We start from the raw sequence: 18187 nt of genomic DNA, 5'->3' as shown, positions 1-18187 counted from the left end.
CTCCGTATCACCTACGCGATCAAGGGAACGCCGATGACGTTGCTGATGTGTCGCACCTTCGCCGTGGAAACCTTCGCGATCCGCTGACCGATCACGCCGGGGAGGGCTTGGTGGCGGACCCACTCGGGAGCGTCGAGACCAACCTCGATGAGGACGTCCGCGGCTTGGTCGTAGAGTCCTGCGGCGCACTGGGCAAGGGCGATGTCGAGTTTGTACCTGTTCCTCGCTACCTTGGACATCTGGGCGGGGATGTCGCTCATGCCTTTTTGGTTCGCGAGTTTCAACGCCTTCCCGTAGTTCTTGAGGGCGACGTGGATGCCGACCGCTTCTGTCTTCGCGGCGGTGGGACCGAACGCGGTTCCCCAGAGCTTTTCGTCGCTGCCGAGGCGGGCGGCAGCGGCGTGCGCCTGTGAAATGTAGTCGGCGGCGCCGGTCTCGTCCTCGCGGCGTGACGCGGCCACGGCTGCGGAGATCATGAGGCGTCCGTATGCGATGAGTCGGGGGCGGTCGGCCTTCCTGAAGGAAGGTTCGACCGCGAGTGCGGCACGTTCGGCCACTGCCTGCGAGCGTGCCGTCTTGGCGCCGCGCAGGTAGATCCATGACAGCGTGGACTCGAGCAGCGCCGTCATGATCGGGTCGTCCACCTCTTTGGCGTGGTGCTTCGCTGAGGTGAGCGCGCTCAGGGCGAGGTCCCGGAGTCCGAAGCCATTCGAACAGGAAGCGGCGACGCGGTAGGTGCTGGCCAGGATGAGGCCAACTTGCTCCCGTTCGGAACCAGTTGCGGATTCATACCTCACTTGTCCCTCCATGAGGACTTTCGAGGCATAGGTGCTGATATCCGCTGTATTGCTGCTCCAGAAAGCCGACCATGCGAGGTCGCGTGCCCTGGCCAACTCGGCGACGCTGCTCGGGTCGTCAATGCCTTCCCATGCGCCGAGGGCGCTTTCATGTACGGCGTCGGACAGCCGACGCAGCGCGGCGCGGTCCGTTCGGGTCATGCCGCGGCGCGGCGCCTGCTGGCCCAGTATCGTGCCCACGTCGGTGTTAAAGGCGTTGGCGAGTTTCAGAAGCGAACCGACCGAGAGTTCGCCGCGATCCTGCTCGGCCTTCTGCACCAACGCAAGGGATACGCCCGCAGCTTCGGCGAGCCCTTGCTGCGTCAGATCGGAGCCGCGCAGATGCTTGATCCGCGCTCCGGTGGTCATATTGGCCCAGCTGCTCACGTTCACCTCGGGGAGTTAGTAGAGCTCGGCGTCGTTCCGATGGTAGGCCGGTGCGCAGGGGCTGGTCGGGGTGAGCGTCAACAACGCAAAACGGAACGGCTGAGCGCTGCGGCGCTCGCGCCGGAGGCGTCCGCCGAGCGCATCGCAGAGATAAGGAAGACGGCATGACCCACGTTGACGACGCCTCGATACTTCCCGCGCGGTGGTGGAAGGCGAGCGCGTCCGGGGCGGTGTCCGACTGTGTGGAGGTCGGCATCGTGGGCGAGGAAGAGGAAGTGGTCGCGGTGCGGGACAGCAAGCGCCCTACAGGGCCCGCGCTCCTGTTCAACCACCGGCAGATCCGCGGCTTCGTCGAGGCGGTTCGCGTCGGCGGACTCGGGTAGGCCCGGGCCCCCCGGAGCGGCCCTTATGGGACGTACCGGACGCCCCCTGGACAGCCCCTCGGGAAATGTTCGTGAAATCCTTCACATGAAAAAGCGGCCCCGGAACCTCGGAAGGGGGCCTTCGGCCCCTCTTTCGGGCCCTCCGGGGGGTTGGCGGTGGGAAACCAGCCGGTTTCGGCCGTGTTAAAGAGAGCCTTATGCGGGGGCCGGCCGGGCGGTGGTCCAGTCGCCCCGAGCGCCCCAAGGCCAGTTCAGCGGGGGTGCTCAACGCCCGCACGGACGTTGCGGTTCCCTTGCGGAGGTATGGCGTCCATCACGGGGGCGGCGGAGTGTAGCAGACCCCTTTCGAGGCCTTGTGAAGGGGCTCACGAGCACCCCATGGGAGAGTGCTGGATACTCGAATCATGAGCACCACGGAGCGTCCACGGATCCTCGTAGTAGGCGGTGGGTACGTCGGCCTGTACGCGGCGCGCCGCATCCTCAAGAAGATGCGGTATGGCGAGGCGACCGTCACGGTCGTCGACCCGCGCTCGTACATGACGTACCAGCCCTTCCTTCCTGAAGCAGCCGCCGGCAGCATTTCGCCGCGCCACGTCGTGGTGCCGCTGCGCCGCGTCCTGCCCAAGGCGGAGGTTCTCACCGGCCGTGTTACCACGATCGACCAGGACCGCAAGGTGGCCACGATCGCGCCGCTCGTCGGCGAGGCGTACGAGCTGCCCTTCGACTACCTGGTGATCGCGCTCGGCGCTGTCTCGCGCACCTTCCCGATCCCCGGCCTCGCCGAGAACGGCATCGGCATGAAGGGCATCGAGGAGTCCATCGGTCTGCGCAACCACGTTCTCGAGCAGCTCGACAAGGCCGACTCGACGAAGGACGAGGAGATCCGCCGCAAGGCGCTGACCTTCGTCTTCATCGGTGGTGGCTTCGCCGGCGCCGAGACGATCGGCGAGGTCGAGGACATGGCGCGCGACGCCGCCAAGTACTACCCGAACGTGAAGCGCGAGGACATGCGCTTCATCCTCGTCGACGCCGCCGACAAGATCCTCCCCGAGGTCGGCCCCAAGCTCGGCGAGTACGGCAAGAAGCACCTGGAGAGCCGCGGCGTCGAGATCTACCTCTCGACCTCCATGGACTCCTGCGTCGACGGCCACGTCGTGCTGAAGAACGGCCTCGAGGTCGACTCCAACACGATCGTGTGGACCGCGGGCGTCAAGCCCAACCCGGCCCTGGCCCGCTTCGGCCTGCCGCTGGGCCCGCGCGGCCACGTCGACACCTCCGAGACCCTCCAGGTCCAGGGCACCGACTACATCTGGGCCGCGGGCGACAACGCCCAGGTCCCGGACATGGTCGGCCGCAAGGCCGGCAACGAGAACGCCTGGTGCCCGCCCAACGCCCAGCACGCGCTGCGCCAGGCCAAGGTCCTCGGCGACAACGTCCTGTCCGGCATGCGCGGCTTCCCGCAGAAGACGTACTCGCACGCCAACAAGGGCGCGGTGGCCGGTCTCGGCCTCCACAAGGGCGTCGCGATGATCGTCATGGGCAAGACCAAGATCAAGCTCAAGGGCCGTCTCGCCTGGTACATGCACCGTGGCTACCACGGCATGGCCATGCCGACCTGGAACCGTAAGATCCGCATCTTCGCGGACTGGACCCTGGGCATGTTCCTCAAGCGCGAGGTCGTCTCCCTGCGCGCCATGGAGAACCCGCGCGAGGAGTTCTACGAGGCCGCCAAGCCGGCCCCGCAGGCTCCCGCCAAGACCGAGAAGGCCAAGGCCTCCTGACTTCCGGTCACTAACTGAACAGCAGTCGAAGGGCGTCCGCCTATCCGTGGGGTGGACGCCCTTCGGCGTACCCGGAGTACCCGGGAAGAGGGCGAATCCCCCGCGCGGGGAAGGACTAGAGCACGACCTGCCGGTGTTTCAGGTGTCAGGCGAAAACGATCTGCTGACCCTTCATCATGGAGGTGTGCGACATGGCCGAGGCCGCTCGACGGCTCACCGCGCTCGCGGAGCGCGCCCTGGGCGCCCCGCTCCCGCTCCGGGTACGGGCCTGGGACCGCAGCGAGTCGGGCCCGCCCGGCACCCCCGTACTGATCGTCCGGCGCCGGCGCGCCCTGCGCCGGCTGCTGTGGCAGCCCGGTGAGCTCGGCCTGGCCCGCGCCTGGGTCGCCGGGGACCTCGACGTCGAGGGCGATCTCTACGAGGCCCTCGGGCTGCTCGCCGGGTTCTTCTGGGAGCGCGACGAGGACGCCGCCCGCCCCACCGGTCCCACGGCCGTCCTCAAGGCCCTGCGCGACCCGGAGATCCGCGCCGTGGGCCGTGAGCTGCTGAAGCTCACCGGGCCCTGGACACCGCCCGCCCCGCCCGCCGAAGAGGCCCGCAGGGCCGGCGGCCCCCTCCACACACTGCGCCGCGACAAGCAGGCCATCAGCCACCACTACGACGTCGGCAACACCTTCTACGAGCACGTCCTCGGCCCCTCCATGGTCTACTCCTGCGCGTACTGGGAGAGCCCCGAGTCCACACTGGAAGAGGCCCAGCGCGCCAAGCTCGACCTTGTTTGCCGCAAGCTGGCGCTCAAACCCGGAACGCGGCTGCTGGACGTCGGCTGCGGCTGGGGCTCGATGGCTCTGCACGCCGCCCGCGAGTACGGGGCGGACGTCGTCGCCGTCACCCTCTCCGAGGAGCAGGCCGCCTACGCCCGCAAGCGGGCCGCCGAGGCCGGTCTGGCGGACCGGATAGAGGTCCGCGTCCAGGACTATCGCGAGGTCTCCGACGGCCCCTTCGACGCCGTCTCCTCCATCGGCATGGCCGAGCACGTCGGCTCCGCGCGCTACGCCGAGTACGCCGCCGGCCTGTACGCCCTCCTGCGGCCCGGCGGCCGGCTGCTCAACCACCAGATCGCCCGCCGCCCGCTGAAGGACGAGGACGGCTACCGCGTCGACGAGTTCATCGACCGCTACGTCTTCCCCGACGGCGAGCTCGCGCCCGTCGGCCGTACCGTGGCCCAGCTGGAGGAGGCCGGCTTCGAGGTCCGGGACGTCGAGGCGCTGCGCGAGCACTACGCGCTCACCCTGCGGAGCTGGGTGGCCAACCTGGAGGCGCACTGGGACGAGGCCGTGCGGCTGACCTCCCCGGGCCGCGCCCGCGTCTGGCGGCTCTACATGGCCGCCTCCGCGCTGTCCTTCGAGCGCAACCGCATCGGCGTCAACCAGGTGCTGGCGATCCGTACCCCCGAGTCCGGGGATCCGGGGCTTCCGCTGCGCACGCGGAGCTGGAACTGAGACCCGGAGACGGAAAAAGGCCGGGCCCCGCGGCTGATGCCGCGGGGCCCGGCCCGTTCGTACCAAGGGAGTGCTACTCGGCCTTGATGGCCGCCAGCATGTTGAGCTTCGCCGCCCGGCGGGCGGGCCACAGCGCGGCCAGCACGCCGACCAGGGCGGCCAGCAGCAGGAACAGGCCCATCCGTTCCCAGGGGAGCACCAGCTCGTAGGTGCTCACGGCCTTCTTGATGAGGTCGCCCGCGGCCCAGCCGAAGAAGACGCCCAGGCCGATGCCCATCACACCGCCGAAGAGCGAGATGATCAGGGATTCCAGGCGCACCATCCGCTTGATGCCCTTGCGGTCCAGGCCGATGGCGCGGAGCATGCCGATCTCCTGCTGACGCTCGAAGACGGACATCGCCAGGGTGTTGACGACGCCGAGGACGGCGACCACCACGGCCATGGCCAGCAGGCCGTAGAGCATGTTCAGCAGCAGGCCGATGGCCTTGGAGATGCCGTCGGAGATGTCCTGCTTGGTCTGGATCTGGATGGCGGGGTTGTCGCCGAGGGCCTTGGCGAGGGAGTCCTTGACCTTCTCGTCGGCGCCGCCCTTGACCTTGACCATCACCTGGCGGTCGTCGATCTGCTTCTGGTGGGGGGCCAGGGTGGGGGCGTCGATCCAGACGCCGCGCATCAGGTCGTTGCCCTTGTAGACGCCGCCGACCGTCAGCGTGCCCTTCTTGCCGTCCTCGAAGGTGACGTCGAAGGAGGAGCCGAGCTTCCAGTGCTTGGTGCGGGCCGTGGCGTCGTCCACGAGGACCTTGTCACCGGAGAGGGCGGCGAACGAGCCCGACGTGAAGTCGAGGTTCGTCAGCTTGCCCATGTCCTTGCCGTTGACGCCCGTGAGGCTCTGGTGGTCGCCGTTGATCCGGGCCGGGGAGGAGCGCAGCGGGCTGGAGGCGACGACGTCCGGGTGGCCGGCGAGCTTCTTCTCCACATCGGTGGACAGCGGGGTCATGCTGGCCATGGAGACGACGTAGTCGGCCTTCAGGGAGCCCGTGGCCATCTTGTCGATGGCCTGCTGCATGCTGCCGGCGATGACGGTCAGACCGGTGATCAGGGTGAGGCCGATCATCAGCGCGGAGGCGGTGGCGGCGGTGCGGCGCGGGTTGCGGACCGCGTTCTGCCGGGCGAGCTTGCCGGTCATCCCGAAGGGGCGCAGCAGCGGCGCCGCGGCGGCGATCACCGGGCGGGACAGCAGCGGCGTCAGCACGAACACGCCGATGAGGACGAGGCCCGCGCCCAGGCCCATCATGGTCGAGCTGGTGGCGGTCAGGACGATCGCGGCACCGATGGCGCTGATGACGCCGCCGATGGAGTTGCGGACGACCAGGGACTTGGTGGTGGCCACGGCGTGGACGCTGTTCATCGCGGCGACCGGCGGGATCTTCGCGGCGCGGCGGCCGGGCAGCCAGGCGGCGAGCATGGTGACGACGATGCCGACGACCATCGAGACCAGGACCGTGCTGGGGGAGATGACCAGCGGGCCGTCCGGGATGGTGGCGCCCGTGCCGCCGATCAGCGACCGCAGGCCCGCGCCGATGCCGATGCCCGCGACCAGACCGGTCACACCGGCGACCGTGCCCACGACGAACGCCTCGATGAGCACCGAGCGGGTGACCTGGCGGCGGCTCGCGCCGACGGCGCGCAGCAGGGCCAGCTCCTTGGTGCGCTGGGCGACCAGCATGGTGAAGGTGTTGGCGATGATGAAGATGCCGACGAAGAGGGCGATGCCCGCGAAGACCAGCAGGCTGGTCCGCATGCCGTCCATGGACTGGGAGATCATCCGGCTCTGCTCGTCCGCGAGCTGCTTGCCGGTGGTGGCCTCGGCGTCCTTGGGGAGGACCTTCTCGACGGCGGCCTTGAGGGCGGTCTGCGAGGTGCCCGCGGCGGCCTTCAGGTGGATCTCGTCGAAGCCGCCGGGCTTGCCGTAGAGCTTCTGCGCGGTGGCGGTGTCGAACAGGGCGAGGCTGCCGCCGGCGGAGACGTTGCCGTCGTCGGTGGTGAAGACGCCGCTGAGCTTCTGCTGGAGCACGGGGCCGTCGACGGAGACGCGGACGGTGTCGCCGACCTTGTAGCCGGCCCGGTCGGCGGTCTTCGCATCGAGCGCGATCTCACCGGGGCCCTGGGGCGCGCGGCCTGACTTCAGCGGGTAGCGGGGGTCCTTGCCGCCCTGTGCCGCGTAGTAGTTGGCGCCGGACGAGGAGAAGCCCTCGCCTATCAGCTTGCCCTTCTTGTCGGCTATCGCCGCGAAGCCGCTGACGGTGCCGGTGGCGGAGGCGGCGCCGGGGACCTTGGCGGCCTGGTCGAGCAGGCTCTGCGAGAGCCTGGGCACGGCGCCCGGGGTGTTCTCGTCGCCGCTGCCCCTGTGGGGCTGGACGGCGACGTCGACGTTCGTGAAGCCCTTCTCGGAGCTCTTCTGGAAGGCGTCGGAGATGGTCGAGGTGAAGACCAGGGTGCCGGAGACGAAGGCCACGCCGAGCATGACGGCGAGGACGGTCATCAGCAGCCGGGCCTTGTGCGCGAGCACATTGCGCAGCGCGGTGCGGAACATGGGGTTCAGTCCTGAGGTTCGAGTCCGGCGGGGATCAGCTCGTGCGGCCCTTGGCGTCGAACCGCTTCATGCGGTCGAGCACGGCGTCGGCGGTGGGCTCGCGCATCTCGTCGACGATGCGGCCGTCGGCGAGGAAGACGACGCGGTCCGCGTAGGAGGCGGCGACGGGGTCGTGGGTGACCATGACGACCGTCTGTCCGAGCTCGCGCACGGAGTTGCGCAGGAAGCCGAGGACCTCGGCGCCGGAGCGGGAGTCGAGGTTGCCGGTGGGCTCGTCGGCGAACATGATCTCCGGCCGGCCCGCGAGGGCGCGGGCCACGGCGACGCGCTGCTGCTGACCACCGGAGAGCTGGTTCGGGCGGTGCTTGAGGCGCCCGGACAGGCCGACGGTGTCGACGACCATGTTGAGCCACTGCTGGTCGGGCTTGCGGCCGGCGATGTCCATGGGGAGCGTGATGTTCTCCAGGGCGGTGAGCGTCGGCAGCAGGTTGAAGGCCTGGAAGATGAAGCCGATCTTGTCGCGGCGCAGGCGCGTGAGCTTCTTGTCGTTCAGCCCGGTGAGCTCGACGTCGCCGATGCGGGCCGAGCCGCCGGAGACGGTGTCGAGTCCGGCCATGCAGTGCATGAGCGTGGACTTGCCGGAGCCGGAGGGGCCCATGATCGCGGTGAACTCGGCCTGCCGGAAGTCCACGGAGACGGCGTCCAGGGCGACCACCTGGGTCTCGCCCTGGCCGTAGACCTTGGTCAGGTCCGTGGCGCGGGCGGCCACAGCGGTGCTGCTGCGGACGGCGGTCGGGGCGCCGAAGGGCATGGTGGTCACGGTGGGGCCTCTCCTGTCGGGACGGCGGGCTCCGGGACTCGTCGTCCTCGGATTCAGGGCACGTACACCATGGTCCGACGCGCTTCGGCCGCCGGGATCAGCCGTAGCTCCCGTTCCCGGGACAGTCTCCGGAGGTATGCCGGGAGGGCCCTGTCATCCCTGGGTAGGAGACAGACCCTTACCGAGGGCGACGAGATTGCGACAATTCCGGTTCACCGTGAGGGCGGGGTGGTGAACGGCGGAGATCGGCCTCTGGCATGTGCCAAGGGCGTCATCCCAGCACTGACGGGGGCTCAGTTGCCCATAAAATAAGACAACCTCGGGTCGATGTTCCGCTGTTTGGGGGGCGTGCCCCGGCTAGGCTCGTGCTGCTCTCCTTGATGGGGAGGCTCGCGCGCCTCACCGTCGGGCTGCCCGAGAGTCCCCCGCCCGGATGGTGGAATGCAGACACGGCGAGCTTAAACCTCGCTGGCCCTCGGGCCGTGCCGGTTCAAGTCCGGCTCCGGGCACCTCATCACTTCGCGATCACTCGGCGAGTCATCCCGTATTGGTGTGGCCATCGCGTTAAGAGTGCCGCAATTCGTGGTTCTCCCGGAACCGGCCGCCGCCGGTTCGCGTTGTCCGGTACGGGGTCCGGCGAGGAAAAGATCGTCCCGTAGCAGGAGGGCCTTTTCTTTGCTCCCCTATTACCCTTGACGCCAAGGCCGCGCAGGGTGGCCACGGAGGAGTGAGATGAGGAGCAGCAACCCGGTCTTCTCGCGACGGGGGTTCAGCCGCGACAACAGCGGTTACGCGGGCTTCGGCGCGGGAGCGCAGGCCGGGGCCGCGTCCCAGGGGAACCCGTACGCGAGCGGCCAGTACGCCGGGAACCCGTACGCCCAGCCCGGCAACCCCTACGCGACGAACCCGTACGCGCAGGGCGGCCCGGATCTCCAGCAGGGCCAGCAGGCCCCGGCGCGGGCCACCGGCCGGATGACGATCGACGACGTCGTCACCAAGACCGGCATCACGCTGGGCACGGTGATCGTCGCCGCCGGTGCCGCCTGGGCGCTCTCGCTGCCCGTCGGCGTGGGCTTCGGTGCCGCGATCGTCGCCATGGTGCTGGGTCTGATCCAGTCGTTCAAGGCCAAGCCCTCCCCGGCGCTGATCCTGGCCTACGCGGCCTTCGAGGGTCTGTTCCTCGGCGTGATCAGCAAGTACTACAACGGGATCGCCTATGGCGCCCCGATGCAGGCCGTGCTCGGCACGATGGCCGTCTTCGCGGGTGTCCTGATCGTCTACCGCACCCGGATCATCCGGGTCGACCGCCGTTTCACGCGCTTCGTGATCGGCGCCTCGATCGGTTTCCTTCTGCTGATGGTCGCGAACTCCCTGTTCGCGGTGTTCGGCGGCGGTGACGGTCTGGGCTTCCGCAGCGGTGGTCTCGGTATCGCGGTCGGTGTCGTCGGTGTGCTGCTGGGCGCTGCCTACCTGGCGCTCGACTTCAAGCAGATCGAGGACGGTGTGGCCTATGGCGCTCCCCGCGAGGAGTCCTGGCTGGCGGCCTTCGGCCTGACGCTGTCGCTCGTCTGGATCTACACGGAGATCCTCCGGATCATCGCGATCCTGAACAACGACTAAAACAATCGCGTGGATATATCCACGCGGTGTGACAGGGCCCGGGAAGGCGTCGCCTTCCCGGGCCTGTTCCGTTCGCGGGGCGCGTGGCTCAGCCCAGCTTTCGCGCCGCTCGTCGCAGGTCGTACTCGTGGACGATGGCCTTCGCGTGGCCGTAAGCGAGATTGTGCTCGCCGCGCAGCCAGCTGACCTTCTCCTCGAAACGGAACAGGGAGGGGCCTTCTTCGACCGTGCGCAGCCAGTCCGCGACTTCGCGGCCGGTGCACTGGGGGATTCGGGAGAGCAGGTTCCGGTGGGTCTTGTCGGAGAAGACGTGGGACATCGGCGCCTCCGGACGCGTCGAATGATGGTCCTTCATGTCACCGTGCCCGAGTGTTCAAGCGTTGGCAACAGTCGGCGGGCGGCGCATAGTCTCGTGGCGTGGATGATGTGACACCTCTTCTGGCCGCCGTGGACACCTTCGCCGACCGGCTGCGGACCCTGCCGCAGTCCCGGCTCAGCCGGGGGGCGGCGGCGGAAGCGCTGGCCCTGGCCAGGGAGCTCGCCGTGTGGACCCAGCGGATCGAGGAGCCGGACGCCCCGGCGGTACGGGAGATGCCGGACGCGGGGATGTTCGCCGTGGCCGACCAAGTGGCGGTGGCCGGCCATGATTTGGCCGAAGCGCTGCTCGCCTCCGGTGGGGTCACGGAAGGCGTGGCCCGGGCCGTGGGGCTGGTCGAGGAGGCCGCGGGGCGCTGCGGGCTGTGACCTCGCGCGGTGGGGTGGTGCCCCGAAGGGGCGCGGGGAACTGCGCGACCAGCCACGACGCACCCGCAGACGGCTGACCGGACGTCCAGCGGGTCGCTAGAGCGACGCGATGACGCGGTCGGCCAGGACGTAGACCGTGCCCGACGCGCACTCGAAGGTCAGGGCGTAGGCGCCGGAGACCCCGGAGCCGCCCAGCAGGACGGGCGCGTCACCGGCCCGCAGGGCCTCGGCGAGGCGCTCGGCGGTCTCGCGGTGCCCGGGGGTCATGCAGACCGTGGTGCCGTCGGCGAAGACGTAGACGTCGAGGGTGCCCAGCGGGCCGGGGCGGACGTCCGTGAGCGGCACGCCGTCGTCGGCGAGCTCGGTGAGGCGCTCGACGGTGCGCTCGTGGTCGGTGACGGACGGGGCCGCGGGGGTGAAGTCGGGGTGCGAGGGGTGGCGGCGGCGGGCCGCCGCCAGCTCCGGGGAGTCCGCGGCCTCCGACTCGAGGTCGGCCAGCGGGTCCAGCCCGGTGAAGTCCAGCCCGGCGAGATCGGCCTGGCGGGGCAGGAAGAGGGCGTCGTCGAGGCCGGGCAGGACGACGGGCAGCGCGGGCGCGTCGGCGGCCCCGGCCAGGTCACGGGCCTCCTGGGCGGCCCAGAACGCCCGGGCCTCGGCCAGCTCGCGCTCCCGCTCCTCGGCGAGCGCGTCGGCGACGGCCGCGCGTATCTCGGCGAGCTCCGCGACGGGCGCGGTACGGGCGGCGGGCACGGCACCGCGCCCGTCGGCGGCGCCGGCCGTGGCGGCGGCGAGTTCCTCGCGCAGGGCGGTGATCTGCCGGCGCAGACCGCGAGTGCTGTGCAGGGCGGCGGCGCCCGCGGCCGTGGCCGCGGCAGCGCCCATCAGCAGGGCAAGGGACATGGCGCTCACTGACGTACTCCCGGTTGCTTGGATCCCCCGAATTCCTACCTCAGCTTCGCGCATGCCTCCGGAGGCCCACAGTGCAAAACGTCAGTAAACGGACGGGACCAAGGGCCCGGACGTTGTTCCTTCAACCACTCTGACCTGGGGAAACGAATCTCCCCCGGGACGTTGGTCACATCCTGGGGGAGATTGAGTCACGTTTCGGCAAGGTGGCCGATAGGTGCTGCCGGCAGTTGCCGCCTGGCGTTTTAGCGGTGCTTCAGCTGAGCCGCTCGATCACCATGGCCATGCCCTGGCCACCGCCCACGCACATCGTCTCCAGGCCGAACTGCTTGTCGTGGAACTGGAGCGAGTTGATGAGCGTGCCCGTGATGCGGGCGCCCGTCATGCCGAAGGGGTGGCCGACGGCGATGGCGCCGCCGTTGACGTTCAGCTTGTCGATGTCGATGCCCAGGTCGCGGTAGGAGGGGATGACCTGCGCGGCGAAGGCCTCGTTGATCTCGACCAGGTCGATGTCGCCGATGGTCAGCCCCGCCCGTCGCAGGGCCTGCTCGCTGGCCTCGACCGGGCCGTAGCCCATGATCTCGGGGGAGAGCGCGGAGACGCCCGTCGAGACGATCCGGGCCAGCGGGGTGAGGCCCAGCTCGCGCGCCTTGGTGTCGGACATGATCACCAGGGCGGCGGCACCGTCGTTGAGCGGGCAGCAGTTGCCCGCCGTGACCAGGCCGTCGGGGCGGAAGACGGGCTTGAGGCCCGCGACGCCCTCCAGGGTGACGCCCGCGCGCGGGCCGTCGTCCTTGGAGACGACCGTGCCGTCGGGCAGCGTCACGGGGGTGATCTCGCGCTCCCAGAAGCCCTTCTTGATGGCTTCCTCGGCGAGGTTCTGCGAGCGGACGCCGAACTCGTCCATGTCCGCGCGGGTGACGCCCTTGAGACGGGCGAGGTTCTCGGCGGTCTGGCCCATCGCGATGTAGGCGTCCGGGACCAGGCCGTCCTCGCGCGGGTCGTGCCAGCCCTCGCCGCCCTGCTCGGCGCGGGCGGCCGTGCGGGCCTCGGCGTCGGCGAAGAGCGGGTTGTGGGTGCCGGGCATGCCGTCGGAGGAGCCGTTGACGGACCGGGAGACCATCTCGACGCCCGCCGAGATGAAGACGTCGCCCTCGCCGGCCTTGATGGCGTGCAGCGCCATCCGGGAGGTCTGCAGGGACGAGGCGCAGTAGCGGGTGATCGTGGTGGCGGGCAGGTGGTCCATGCCCATCTGCACGGCCACGACGCGGCCGAGGTTGTGGCCCTGCTCGCCGCCGGGCAGACCGCAGCCGAGCATCAGGTCGTCGATCTCGCGCGGGTCGAGCCCGGGGATCTTGGCGAGCGCGGCCTGGATGATCGTGGCGGTGAGGTCGTCGGGCCGCAGGTCCTTCAGGGAGCCCTTGAAGGCGCGACCGATCGGGGAGCGGGCGGTTGAGACGATCACGGCTTCGGGCATCACGGCTCCAGTTGCGCGGGAACGAAGACTCCCCGGAAGTTACCCGCAAGTACGGCCCGGGTCACGGTCTCCGGGCTGTGACGCCGGACTCTTTCCAGTATGGGCGGGCCGTTCCCCGTTCGGGGCGGCCTCCGGGCCCGTCGGCAGCCGCCGCCGCTTGCGGTGCTTGAGCAGCGCCCAGCGGCCCCGGGCCGTGACCTCCGTGCCGCCCTCGGCGGCCGCCTCGGCGGCCGCCCTGGCCAGCGGCAGGATGCCCTCGCGACGGGCCGCGTCCGGCCGTTCCTCGTCCTCGGGCCAGAGGCCCAGCGTCGCGCAGAGCGTGGGCAGCACGGCCATGGCGGCGGTGGCGTAACCCTCGGCCGACGGGTGGTAGTTGTCGGGGCCGAACAGCTCCCGGGGATTGGCCTCGAACTCCGGCCCCAGCAGATCGCCCAGCGAGACCGTCCGGCCGCCCGCCGACAGCACCCCGATCGTCTGCGCCGCCGCGAGCTGCCGGCTCAGCCGCCGGGCCAGCCAGCGCAGCGGCTGGTAGACGGGCTCGATCGTGCCCAGGTCCGGGCAGGTGCCGACCACCACCTCGCAGCCGGCCTCCCGCAGTCTGCGCACGGCCTCCGTGAGCAGCCGGACGGAGCGGGTGGCGGGCACCCGGTGGGTGACGTCGTTCGCCCCGATCATGATCACGCAGACGTCGGGGACCCGCTCCGGGTCACAGAGGATCTGGGTGACCTGCCGCTCCAGGTCGTAGGTCTGCGCCCCGGACAGCGCCACGTTGCGCAGCTCCACGGGCCGCTCGGCGACCGCCGCGAGCCCCGAGGCCAGCAGGGCGCCCGGGGTCTGCCGGGGCCGGTGCACCCCCTGCCCCGCCGCCGTGGAGTCGCCCAGCACGCCCAGCAGCAGCGGCTCCCGCCCCAGCCCGTGGACGAACGCGGAGCCGTAGCGGCCGTCCGCGTGCGGCGGGGCGCCGCCGGCCCCGCCGACGACCCGCCGGGCCAGCGCCACCTCCGTGATCAGCACCCCGAGCATCGCCCCGCCGAGCAGGCCGACCCCGCCGCCTCCGTACGCCGCAGCGGCCGCGATCCGTCGCGCGGCCCTCGCCCTCAGCATGGACACCGGACAGCCTCCTCAGCGCTCCAACAGCGGGTTTACAAACGCTTCACAAAAGCTTCATGAACCCGGCGCGCCCTTGCCAGTGCGCGCTATGAGCAGGTTGCCCCGCGCACTCGCCTCCGCAACGCGCCGTTGGAGCGGTGGAAGGCGCTCTAGGCTGGCGGTATGGGCACGCGACGACCGCTAGTGCCCCCGACCGCGGAGATCACCGTGCAGTATCACGATTCGATGATTGAGCTCGTTGGCAACACCCCGCTCGTCAAGCTCAACCATGTGACCGAAGGCATCAAGGCGACCGTCCTCGCCAAGGTGGAGTACTTCAACCCCGGTGGATCGGTGAAGGACCGCATCGCCGTGCGGATGATCGAGGCCGCCGAGAAGTCCGGTGAGCTCAAGCCGGGTGGCACGATCGTGGAGCCCACCTCGGGCAACACGGGCGTGGGTCTCGCGATCGTGGCGCAGCAGAAGGGCTACAAGTGCATCTTCGTCTGCCCTGACAAGGTTTCCCAGGACAAAATCAACGTACTGCGTGCGTACGGGGCCGAGGTCGTCGTCTGCCCGACCGCCGTCGACCCGGAGCACCCGGACTCGTACTACAACGTCTCCGACCGCCTCGTGCGCGAGACGCCCAACGCCTGGAAGCCCGACCAGTACAGCAACCCCAACAACCCGCTCTCGCACTACTACTCCACCGGTCCGGAGCTCTGGGAGCAGACCGAGGGGAAGATCACCCACTTCGTCGCGGGCGTGGGCACGGGCGGCACGATCAGCGGCACCGGCCGGTACCTGAAGGAGATCAGCGGCGGCAAGGTCGAGATCATCGGCTCCGACCCCGAGGGCTCGGTGTACAGCGGCGGTTCGGGCCGCCCGTACCTGATCGAGGGCGTCGGCGAGGACTTCTGGCCCTCCGCCTACGACGGCACGGTGACGGACCGGATCGTCGCGGTCTCCGACAAGGACGCCTTCCAGATGACGCGCCGCCTCGCCAAGGAGGAGGGCCTGCTGGTCGGCGGCTCCTGCGGCATGGCGGTCGTCAGCGCCCTGGAGATCGCGAAGGAGCTCGGCGAGGACGACGTCGTCGTGGTGCTCCTGCCGGACAGCGGCCGCGGTTACCTGAGCAAGATCTTCAACGACGAGTGGATGGCCGACTACGGCTTCCTGGAGGAGCCCGGCGACGCCGCCCGGGTCGCCGACGTGCTGCGCCGCAAGGACGGCGGCATCCCCTCGCTCGTCCACATGCACCCCGAGGAGACGGTCGGTCAGGCCATCGAGGTGCTCCGCGAGTACGGGGTCTCGCAGATGCCCATCGTCAAGCCCGGCGCCGGCCACCCCGACGTCATGGCCGCCGAGGTCATCGGCTCGGTCGTCGAACGCGACCTGCTGGACGCGCTGTTCGCCCAGCGGGCCTCGCTCTCCGACCCGCTGGAGAAGCACATGAGCGCGCCGCTGCCGCAGGTCGGCTCCGGCGAGGCGGTCGGCGACCTGATGAACGTCCTCGGCACGGCGGACGCGGCCATCGTGCTCGTCGAGGGCAAGCCCAAGGGCGTCGTCAGCCGCCAGGACCTGCTCGCGTTCCTCGCCGAGGGCGGCAACGGCGGTACGAAGTAGTCACACCGCGGCCAACTACCGGCAACTACCGGCCCGTAAAAGGTCCGTATGCGTCACGCGCACGCAGCATGGGCTTAACACGGGCCCGGCATAGTGAGGGGTGACGAGGCGGCAGGAACTCCGGAGCGGCTCCCGGACTCCAGAGCCGTCCGGACGCGGCACCGGATCCCGGCACCCGGGATCCGGCTCCGCGCCCTCCGCGGGGACCGCCGTCGTCCCGACCCCGGCCACCAGCCGGGGTGCGGCGGCCCCCGCGCTCGTCGTTTTCGGGCGCCTACGGCGCCCCATAGGGGCGCGGGGAACTGCGCGACCAGCCCCCACCGGCCCGCAGGCGACCGGACCGCTTACGAACCCCAGCCCTCGGAGGACCGCTCCGGCTCGCGGTCACCCGCCCGCCGCCGCAAAGGCATTCGCGCCGCCTGGGCGACGTTCACCCCCACGATCCCCGCCCACGTCACGAGCAACCCCGGCAGATGCGCGTTGTACGCGGCGATCGCCGACAGCGGGATCGCCAGCACCAGCGACACCGCCGCGAACCCGAACCGCTCCCCGAAGCTCCCGGGCGCTGGCCCGTCACCCGGGACGCGCCCGGCCGCGCCGCGAGCCGCACTCATCTGCCGCTCGGCGAGATGCCGCCGCACCTGACGGTCCGCCGTGGCGTCCATCCGCCGGTCGATGCGCTCGCCGACCTTCTCCAGGAAGGAGTCGATGAGCTCCGCCTCGTACTCGGGTCCGAGCTCCTTGAGCGTGTGCGCGGTAGCGTCCAGTTCGCGGCGCAGCTCGGGATCCCGGAGCGGCGCGGAGTCCTTCTTCAGGTCGGGGACCGGGTCCTCGGCGCGACCGGGTTCCTTCGGGGCATCGGTGTCACGGGCCATCATGGCCACGACGGTACGGTCGGCGAGGGCCCCGCGTCAGTGGGGCCAGCACCCGTATCCGCAGAGGGGATGCCCCCCGGTCCGCCGGGGCCCCGTGGAAGGAGCGATTCCGTGCCCGAACCCCTGCTGTCGTCCCTGGTCGCGCCGGACGCCGCCGACCGTCCGGACGCCCTCACCATCGCGGGACGGTCCCTGTCGCGGGAGGAACTCCTGGGCGCGGCGGGCGCGGTGGCGGCCCGGATCGCCGGGGCCTCGTCCGTGGCCGTACGGGCCGCGGCGGAGCCCGAGACCGTCGTGGCCGTCGTCGGCGGCCTGCTCGCCGGGGTGCCCGTCGTACCGCTGCCGCCGGACGCCGGGCCCGCCGAGCGCGGCCACATCCTGCGGGACTCCGGCGCCGAACTGGTCCTCGGCGAGGACGTCCCCGTGGACATACGGGAACGCGGCACCTGGTCCGCGCCCGAGCCGGCCCCGGAGTCGACCGCCCTCGTGCTCTACACCTCCGGCACCACCGGCGCGCCCAAGGGCGCGCTCATCCCGCGCGGCGCCGTCGCGGCGGGCCTGGACGGGCTCGCCGATGCCTGGAAGTGGACGGCCGAGGACACCCTCGTCCACGGCCTGCCGCTCTTCCACGTCCACGGCCTCGTCCTGGGCGTGCTGGGCGCCCTGCGTACCGGCTGCCGGCTGATCCACACCGGCCGCCCCACGCCGGAGGCGTACGCGGCGGCGGGCGGCAGCCTCTACTTCGGCGTGCCGACGGTCTGGTCGCGGGTGGCGCGCGACCACGCCGCCGCCCGGGCGCTCGCCGGGGCCCGGCTGCTGGTGTCGGGCAGCGCCGCCCTGCCCGCGCCCGTCTTCCGCGACCTGGAGGCGCTCACCGGGCAACGCCCCGTCGAGCGCTACGGCATGACGGAGACGCTGATCACCGTCGCCACCCGCGCGGACGGCGAGCGCGTCCCGGGCGCGGTGGGCGTGCCGCTGCCGGGCGTACGGACCCGGGTCGTGGAGACGGGGGAGGAGGGCGGCATCGGGGAGCTGGAGGTGTCCGGCCCGACGCTCTTCGCCGGCTACCTGGGCCGCCCCGAGGCGACGGCGGCCGCGTACACGGCCGACGGCTGGTTCCGCACGGGCGACATCGCCGCGATCGAGCCGGACGGCACCCACCGCATCGTGGGCCGGGCTTCCACCGATCTGATCAAGTCGGGCGGGTATCGCGTCGGCGCCGGGGAGGTCGAGAACGCCCTCCTGGACCACCCGGCCGTCCGTGAGGCGGCGGTCGTCGGGGTGCCGCACGACGATCTGGGGCAGGAGATCGTCGCCTATGTGGTGGCCGACGGGATCGCCGAGCGCGAGCTGATCGACTTCGTGGCGGGCCACCTCTCCGTCCACAAGCGGCCGCGCCGGATCCGCTTCATGGACGCGTTGCCGCGCAACGCCATGGGCAAGCCGCAGAAGAAGCTGCTGCCTCCGCTGTGAGGCGCGGTCCGGGAGCCGTACCCTGCATAATTCCATGCAGGGTACGGACCGGATGAATGACTGACCGAGGAGGGC

At 70.6% G+C, this 18187-nt stretch carries 15 protein-coding genes and 1 tRNA gene; 8 read left to right on the top strand and 8 right to left on the bottom strand.

Annotated features, from left to right (window positions below; genetic code table 11):
• Window positions 1-11: 11 nt before the first annotated feature.
• Entirely contained in the window at window positions 12-1223 is a 1212-nt protein-coding gene (locus tag EKH77_RS12605) for a helix-turn-helix domain-containing protein (protein WP_126914487.1), read from the bottom strand.
• A 164-nt stretch (window positions 1224-1387) separates the two neighbouring features.
• Between EKH77_RS12605 and EKH77_RS12600 the strand changes: the two genes are divergently transcribed.
• The 3 genes from EKH77_RS12600 (at window position 1388) to EKH77_RS12590 (ending at window position 4889) form a co-directional block, all read left to right on the top strand.
• Window positions 1388-1606 (top strand): DUF397 domain-containing protein, encoded by a 219-nt coding sequence (locus EKH77_RS12600; RefSeq protein WP_126914486.1) that lies wholly within the window; start codon window positions 1388-1390, stop codon window positions 1604-1606.
• A 404-nt stretch (window positions 1607-2010) separates the two neighbouring features.
• Window positions 2011-3387, top strand: a complete 1377-nt coding sequence (locus EKH77_RS12595; RefSeq protein ID WP_126914485.1) for an NAD(P)/FAD-dependent oxidoreductase — start codon at window positions 2011-2013, stop codon at window positions 3385-3387.
• Between the two features lie 191 nt (window positions 3388-3578).
• Complete coding sequence (locus EKH77_RS12590) at window positions 3579-4889, top strand: SAM-dependent methyltransferase (RefSeq protein WP_126914484.1); 1311 nt, start codon at window positions 3579-3581, stop codon at window positions 4887-4889.
• 73 nt (window positions 4890-4962) lie between these two features.
• On the opposite strand, the gene EKH77_RS12585 is transcribed toward EKH77_RS12590, so the two are convergent.
• Window positions 4963-7482: an ABC transporter permease gene (locus EKH77_RS12585; protein WP_126914483.1), complete on the bottom strand. Its 2520-nt coding sequence runs from the start codon at window positions 7480-7482 to the stop codon at window positions 4963-4965.
• A gap of 34 nt (window positions 7483-7516) precedes the next feature.
• Entirely contained in the window at window positions 7517-8293 is a 777-nt protein-coding gene (locus EKH77_RS12580; protein ID WP_240667734.1) for an ABC transporter ATP-binding protein, read from the bottom strand.
• Between the two features lie 436 nt (window positions 8294-8729).
• Between EKH77_RS12580 and EKH77_RS12575 the strand changes: the two genes are divergently transcribed.
• Window positions 8730-8811, top strand: a tRNA-Leu gene (locus tag EKH77_RS12575).
• Between the two features lie 223 nt (window positions 8812-9034).
• Window positions 9035-9922, top strand: coding sequence for a Bax inhibitor-1/YccA family protein (locus tag EKH77_RS12570; RefSeq protein WP_126914481.1), 888 nt, complete (start codon window positions 9035-9037; stop codon window positions 9920-9922).
• Between the two features lie 88 nt (window positions 9923-10010).
• Here EKH77_RS12570 and EKH77_RS12565 read toward each other — a convergent pair whose 3' ends face one another.
• Window positions 10011-10241 carry a DUF4287 domain-containing protein gene (locus EKH77_RS12565; protein ID WP_126918041.1) on the bottom strand — a complete coding sequence of 77 codons (231 nt, stop codon included), beginning with the start codon at window positions 10239-10241 and terminating at the stop codon, window positions 10011-10013.
• 98 nt (window positions 10242-10339) lie between these two features.
• Between EKH77_RS12565 and EKH77_RS12560 the strand changes: the two genes are divergently transcribed.
• Window positions 10340-10666 (top strand): hypothetical protein, encoded by a 327-nt coding sequence (locus tag EKH77_RS12560; protein ID WP_126914480.1) that lies wholly within the window; start codon window positions 10340-10342, stop codon window positions 10664-10666.
• 96 nt (window positions 10667-10762) lie between these two features.
• Here EKH77_RS12560 and EKH77_RS12555 read toward each other — a convergent pair whose 3' ends face one another.
• The 3 genes from EKH77_RS12555 to EKH77_RS12545 all read right to left on the bottom strand — a co-directional run bounded on the left by EKH77_RS12555 (window position 10763) and on the right by EKH77_RS12545 (window position 14153).
• A complete protein-coding gene (locus tag EKH77_RS12555; RefSeq protein WP_126914479.1) occupies window positions 10763-11575 on the bottom strand; it encodes a hypothetical protein in 813 nt (270 codons plus the stop codon).
• Between the two features lie 253 nt (window positions 11576-11828).
• Window positions 11829-13049, bottom strand: coding sequence for an acetyl-CoA C-acetyltransferase (locus EKH77_RS12550; RefSeq protein WP_126914478.1), 1221 nt, complete (start codon window positions 13047-13049; stop codon window positions 11829-11831).
• Window positions 13050-13088: 39 nt separating this feature from the next.
• Entirely contained in the window at window positions 13089-14153 is a 1065-nt protein-coding gene (locus tag EKH77_RS12545; RefSeq protein ID WP_126918040.1) for an SGNH/GDSL hydrolase family protein, read from the bottom strand.
• 213 nt (window positions 14154-14366) lie between these two features.
• Between EKH77_RS12545 and EKH77_RS12540 the strand changes: the two genes are divergently transcribed.
• Entirely contained in the window at window positions 14367-15764 is a 1398-nt protein-coding gene (locus EKH77_RS12540) for a cystathionine beta-synthase (protein WP_126914477.1), read from the top strand.
• Between the two features lie 344 nt (window positions 15765-16108).
• On the opposite strand, the gene EKH77_RS12535 is transcribed toward EKH77_RS12540, so the two are convergent.
• Window positions 16109-16642 (bottom strand): hypothetical protein, encoded by a 534-nt coding sequence (locus EKH77_RS12535; protein WP_240667332.1) that lies wholly within the window; start codon window positions 16640-16642, stop codon window positions 16109-16111.
• Window positions 16643-16750: 108 nt separating this feature from the next.
• Between EKH77_RS12535 and EKH77_RS12530 the strand changes: the two genes are divergently transcribed.
• Window positions 16751-18112, top strand: a complete 1362-nt coding sequence (locus tag EKH77_RS12530) for an acyl-CoA synthetase (protein ID WP_240667331.1) — start codon at window positions 16751-16753, stop codon at window positions 18110-18112.
• Window positions 18113-18187: the final 75 nt, after the last annotated feature.

This window comes from Streptomyces luteoverticillatus (genome assembly GCF_003970715.1).
Lineage (GTDB): Bacteria > Actinomycetota > Actinomycetes > Streptomycetales > Streptomycetaceae > Streptomyces > Streptomyces abikoensis.
The sequence above is the reverse complement of the archived record's forward strand: the minus strand, read 5'-3'. Positions and strand labels throughout refer to the sequence as shown.

Bases quoted from the DNA above. Each gene is read 5' to 3' on its own strand.
- EKH77_RS12600 (WP_126914486.1), top strand. From the start codon at position 1,388: ATGACCCACGTTGACGACGCCTCGATACTTCCCGCGCGGTGGTGGAAG.
- EKH77_RS12595 (WP_126914485.1), top strand. From the start codon at position 2,011: ATGAGCACCACGGAGCGTCCACGGATCCTCGTAGTAGGCGGTGGGTAC.
- EKH77_RS12590 (WP_126914484.1), top strand. From the start codon at position 3,579: ATGGCCGAGGCCGCTCGACGGCTCACCGCGCTCGCGGAGCGCGCCCTG.
- EKH77_RS12585 (WP_126914483.1), bottom strand. From the start codon at position 7,482: ATGTTCCGCACCGCGCTGCGCAATGTGCTCGCGCACAAGGCCCGGCTG.
- EKH77_RS12580 (WP_240667734.1), bottom strand. From the start codon at position 8,293: ATGCCCTTCGGCGCCCCGACCGCCGTCCGCAGCAGCACCGCTGTGGCC.
- EKH77_RS12570 (WP_126914481.1), top strand. From the start codon at position 9,035: ATGAGGAGCAGCAACCCGGTCTTCTCGCGACGGGGGTTCAGCCGCGAC.
- EKH77_RS12565 (WP_126918041.1), bottom strand. From the start codon at position 10,241: ATGTCCCACGTCTTCTCCGACAAGACCCACCGGAACCTGCTCTCCCGA.
- EKH77_RS12550 (WP_126914478.1), bottom strand. From the start codon at position 13,049: ATGCCCGAAGCCGTGATCGTCTCAACCGCCCGCTCCCCGATCGGTCGC.
- EKH77_RS12545 (WP_126918040.1), bottom strand. From the start codon at position 14,153: ATGCTGAGGGCGAGGGCCGCGCGACGGATCGCGGCCGCTGCGGCGTAC.
- EKH77_RS12535 (WP_240667332.1), bottom strand. From the start codon at position 16,642: ATGATGGCCCGTGACACCGATGCCCCGAAGGAACCCGGTCGCGCCGAG.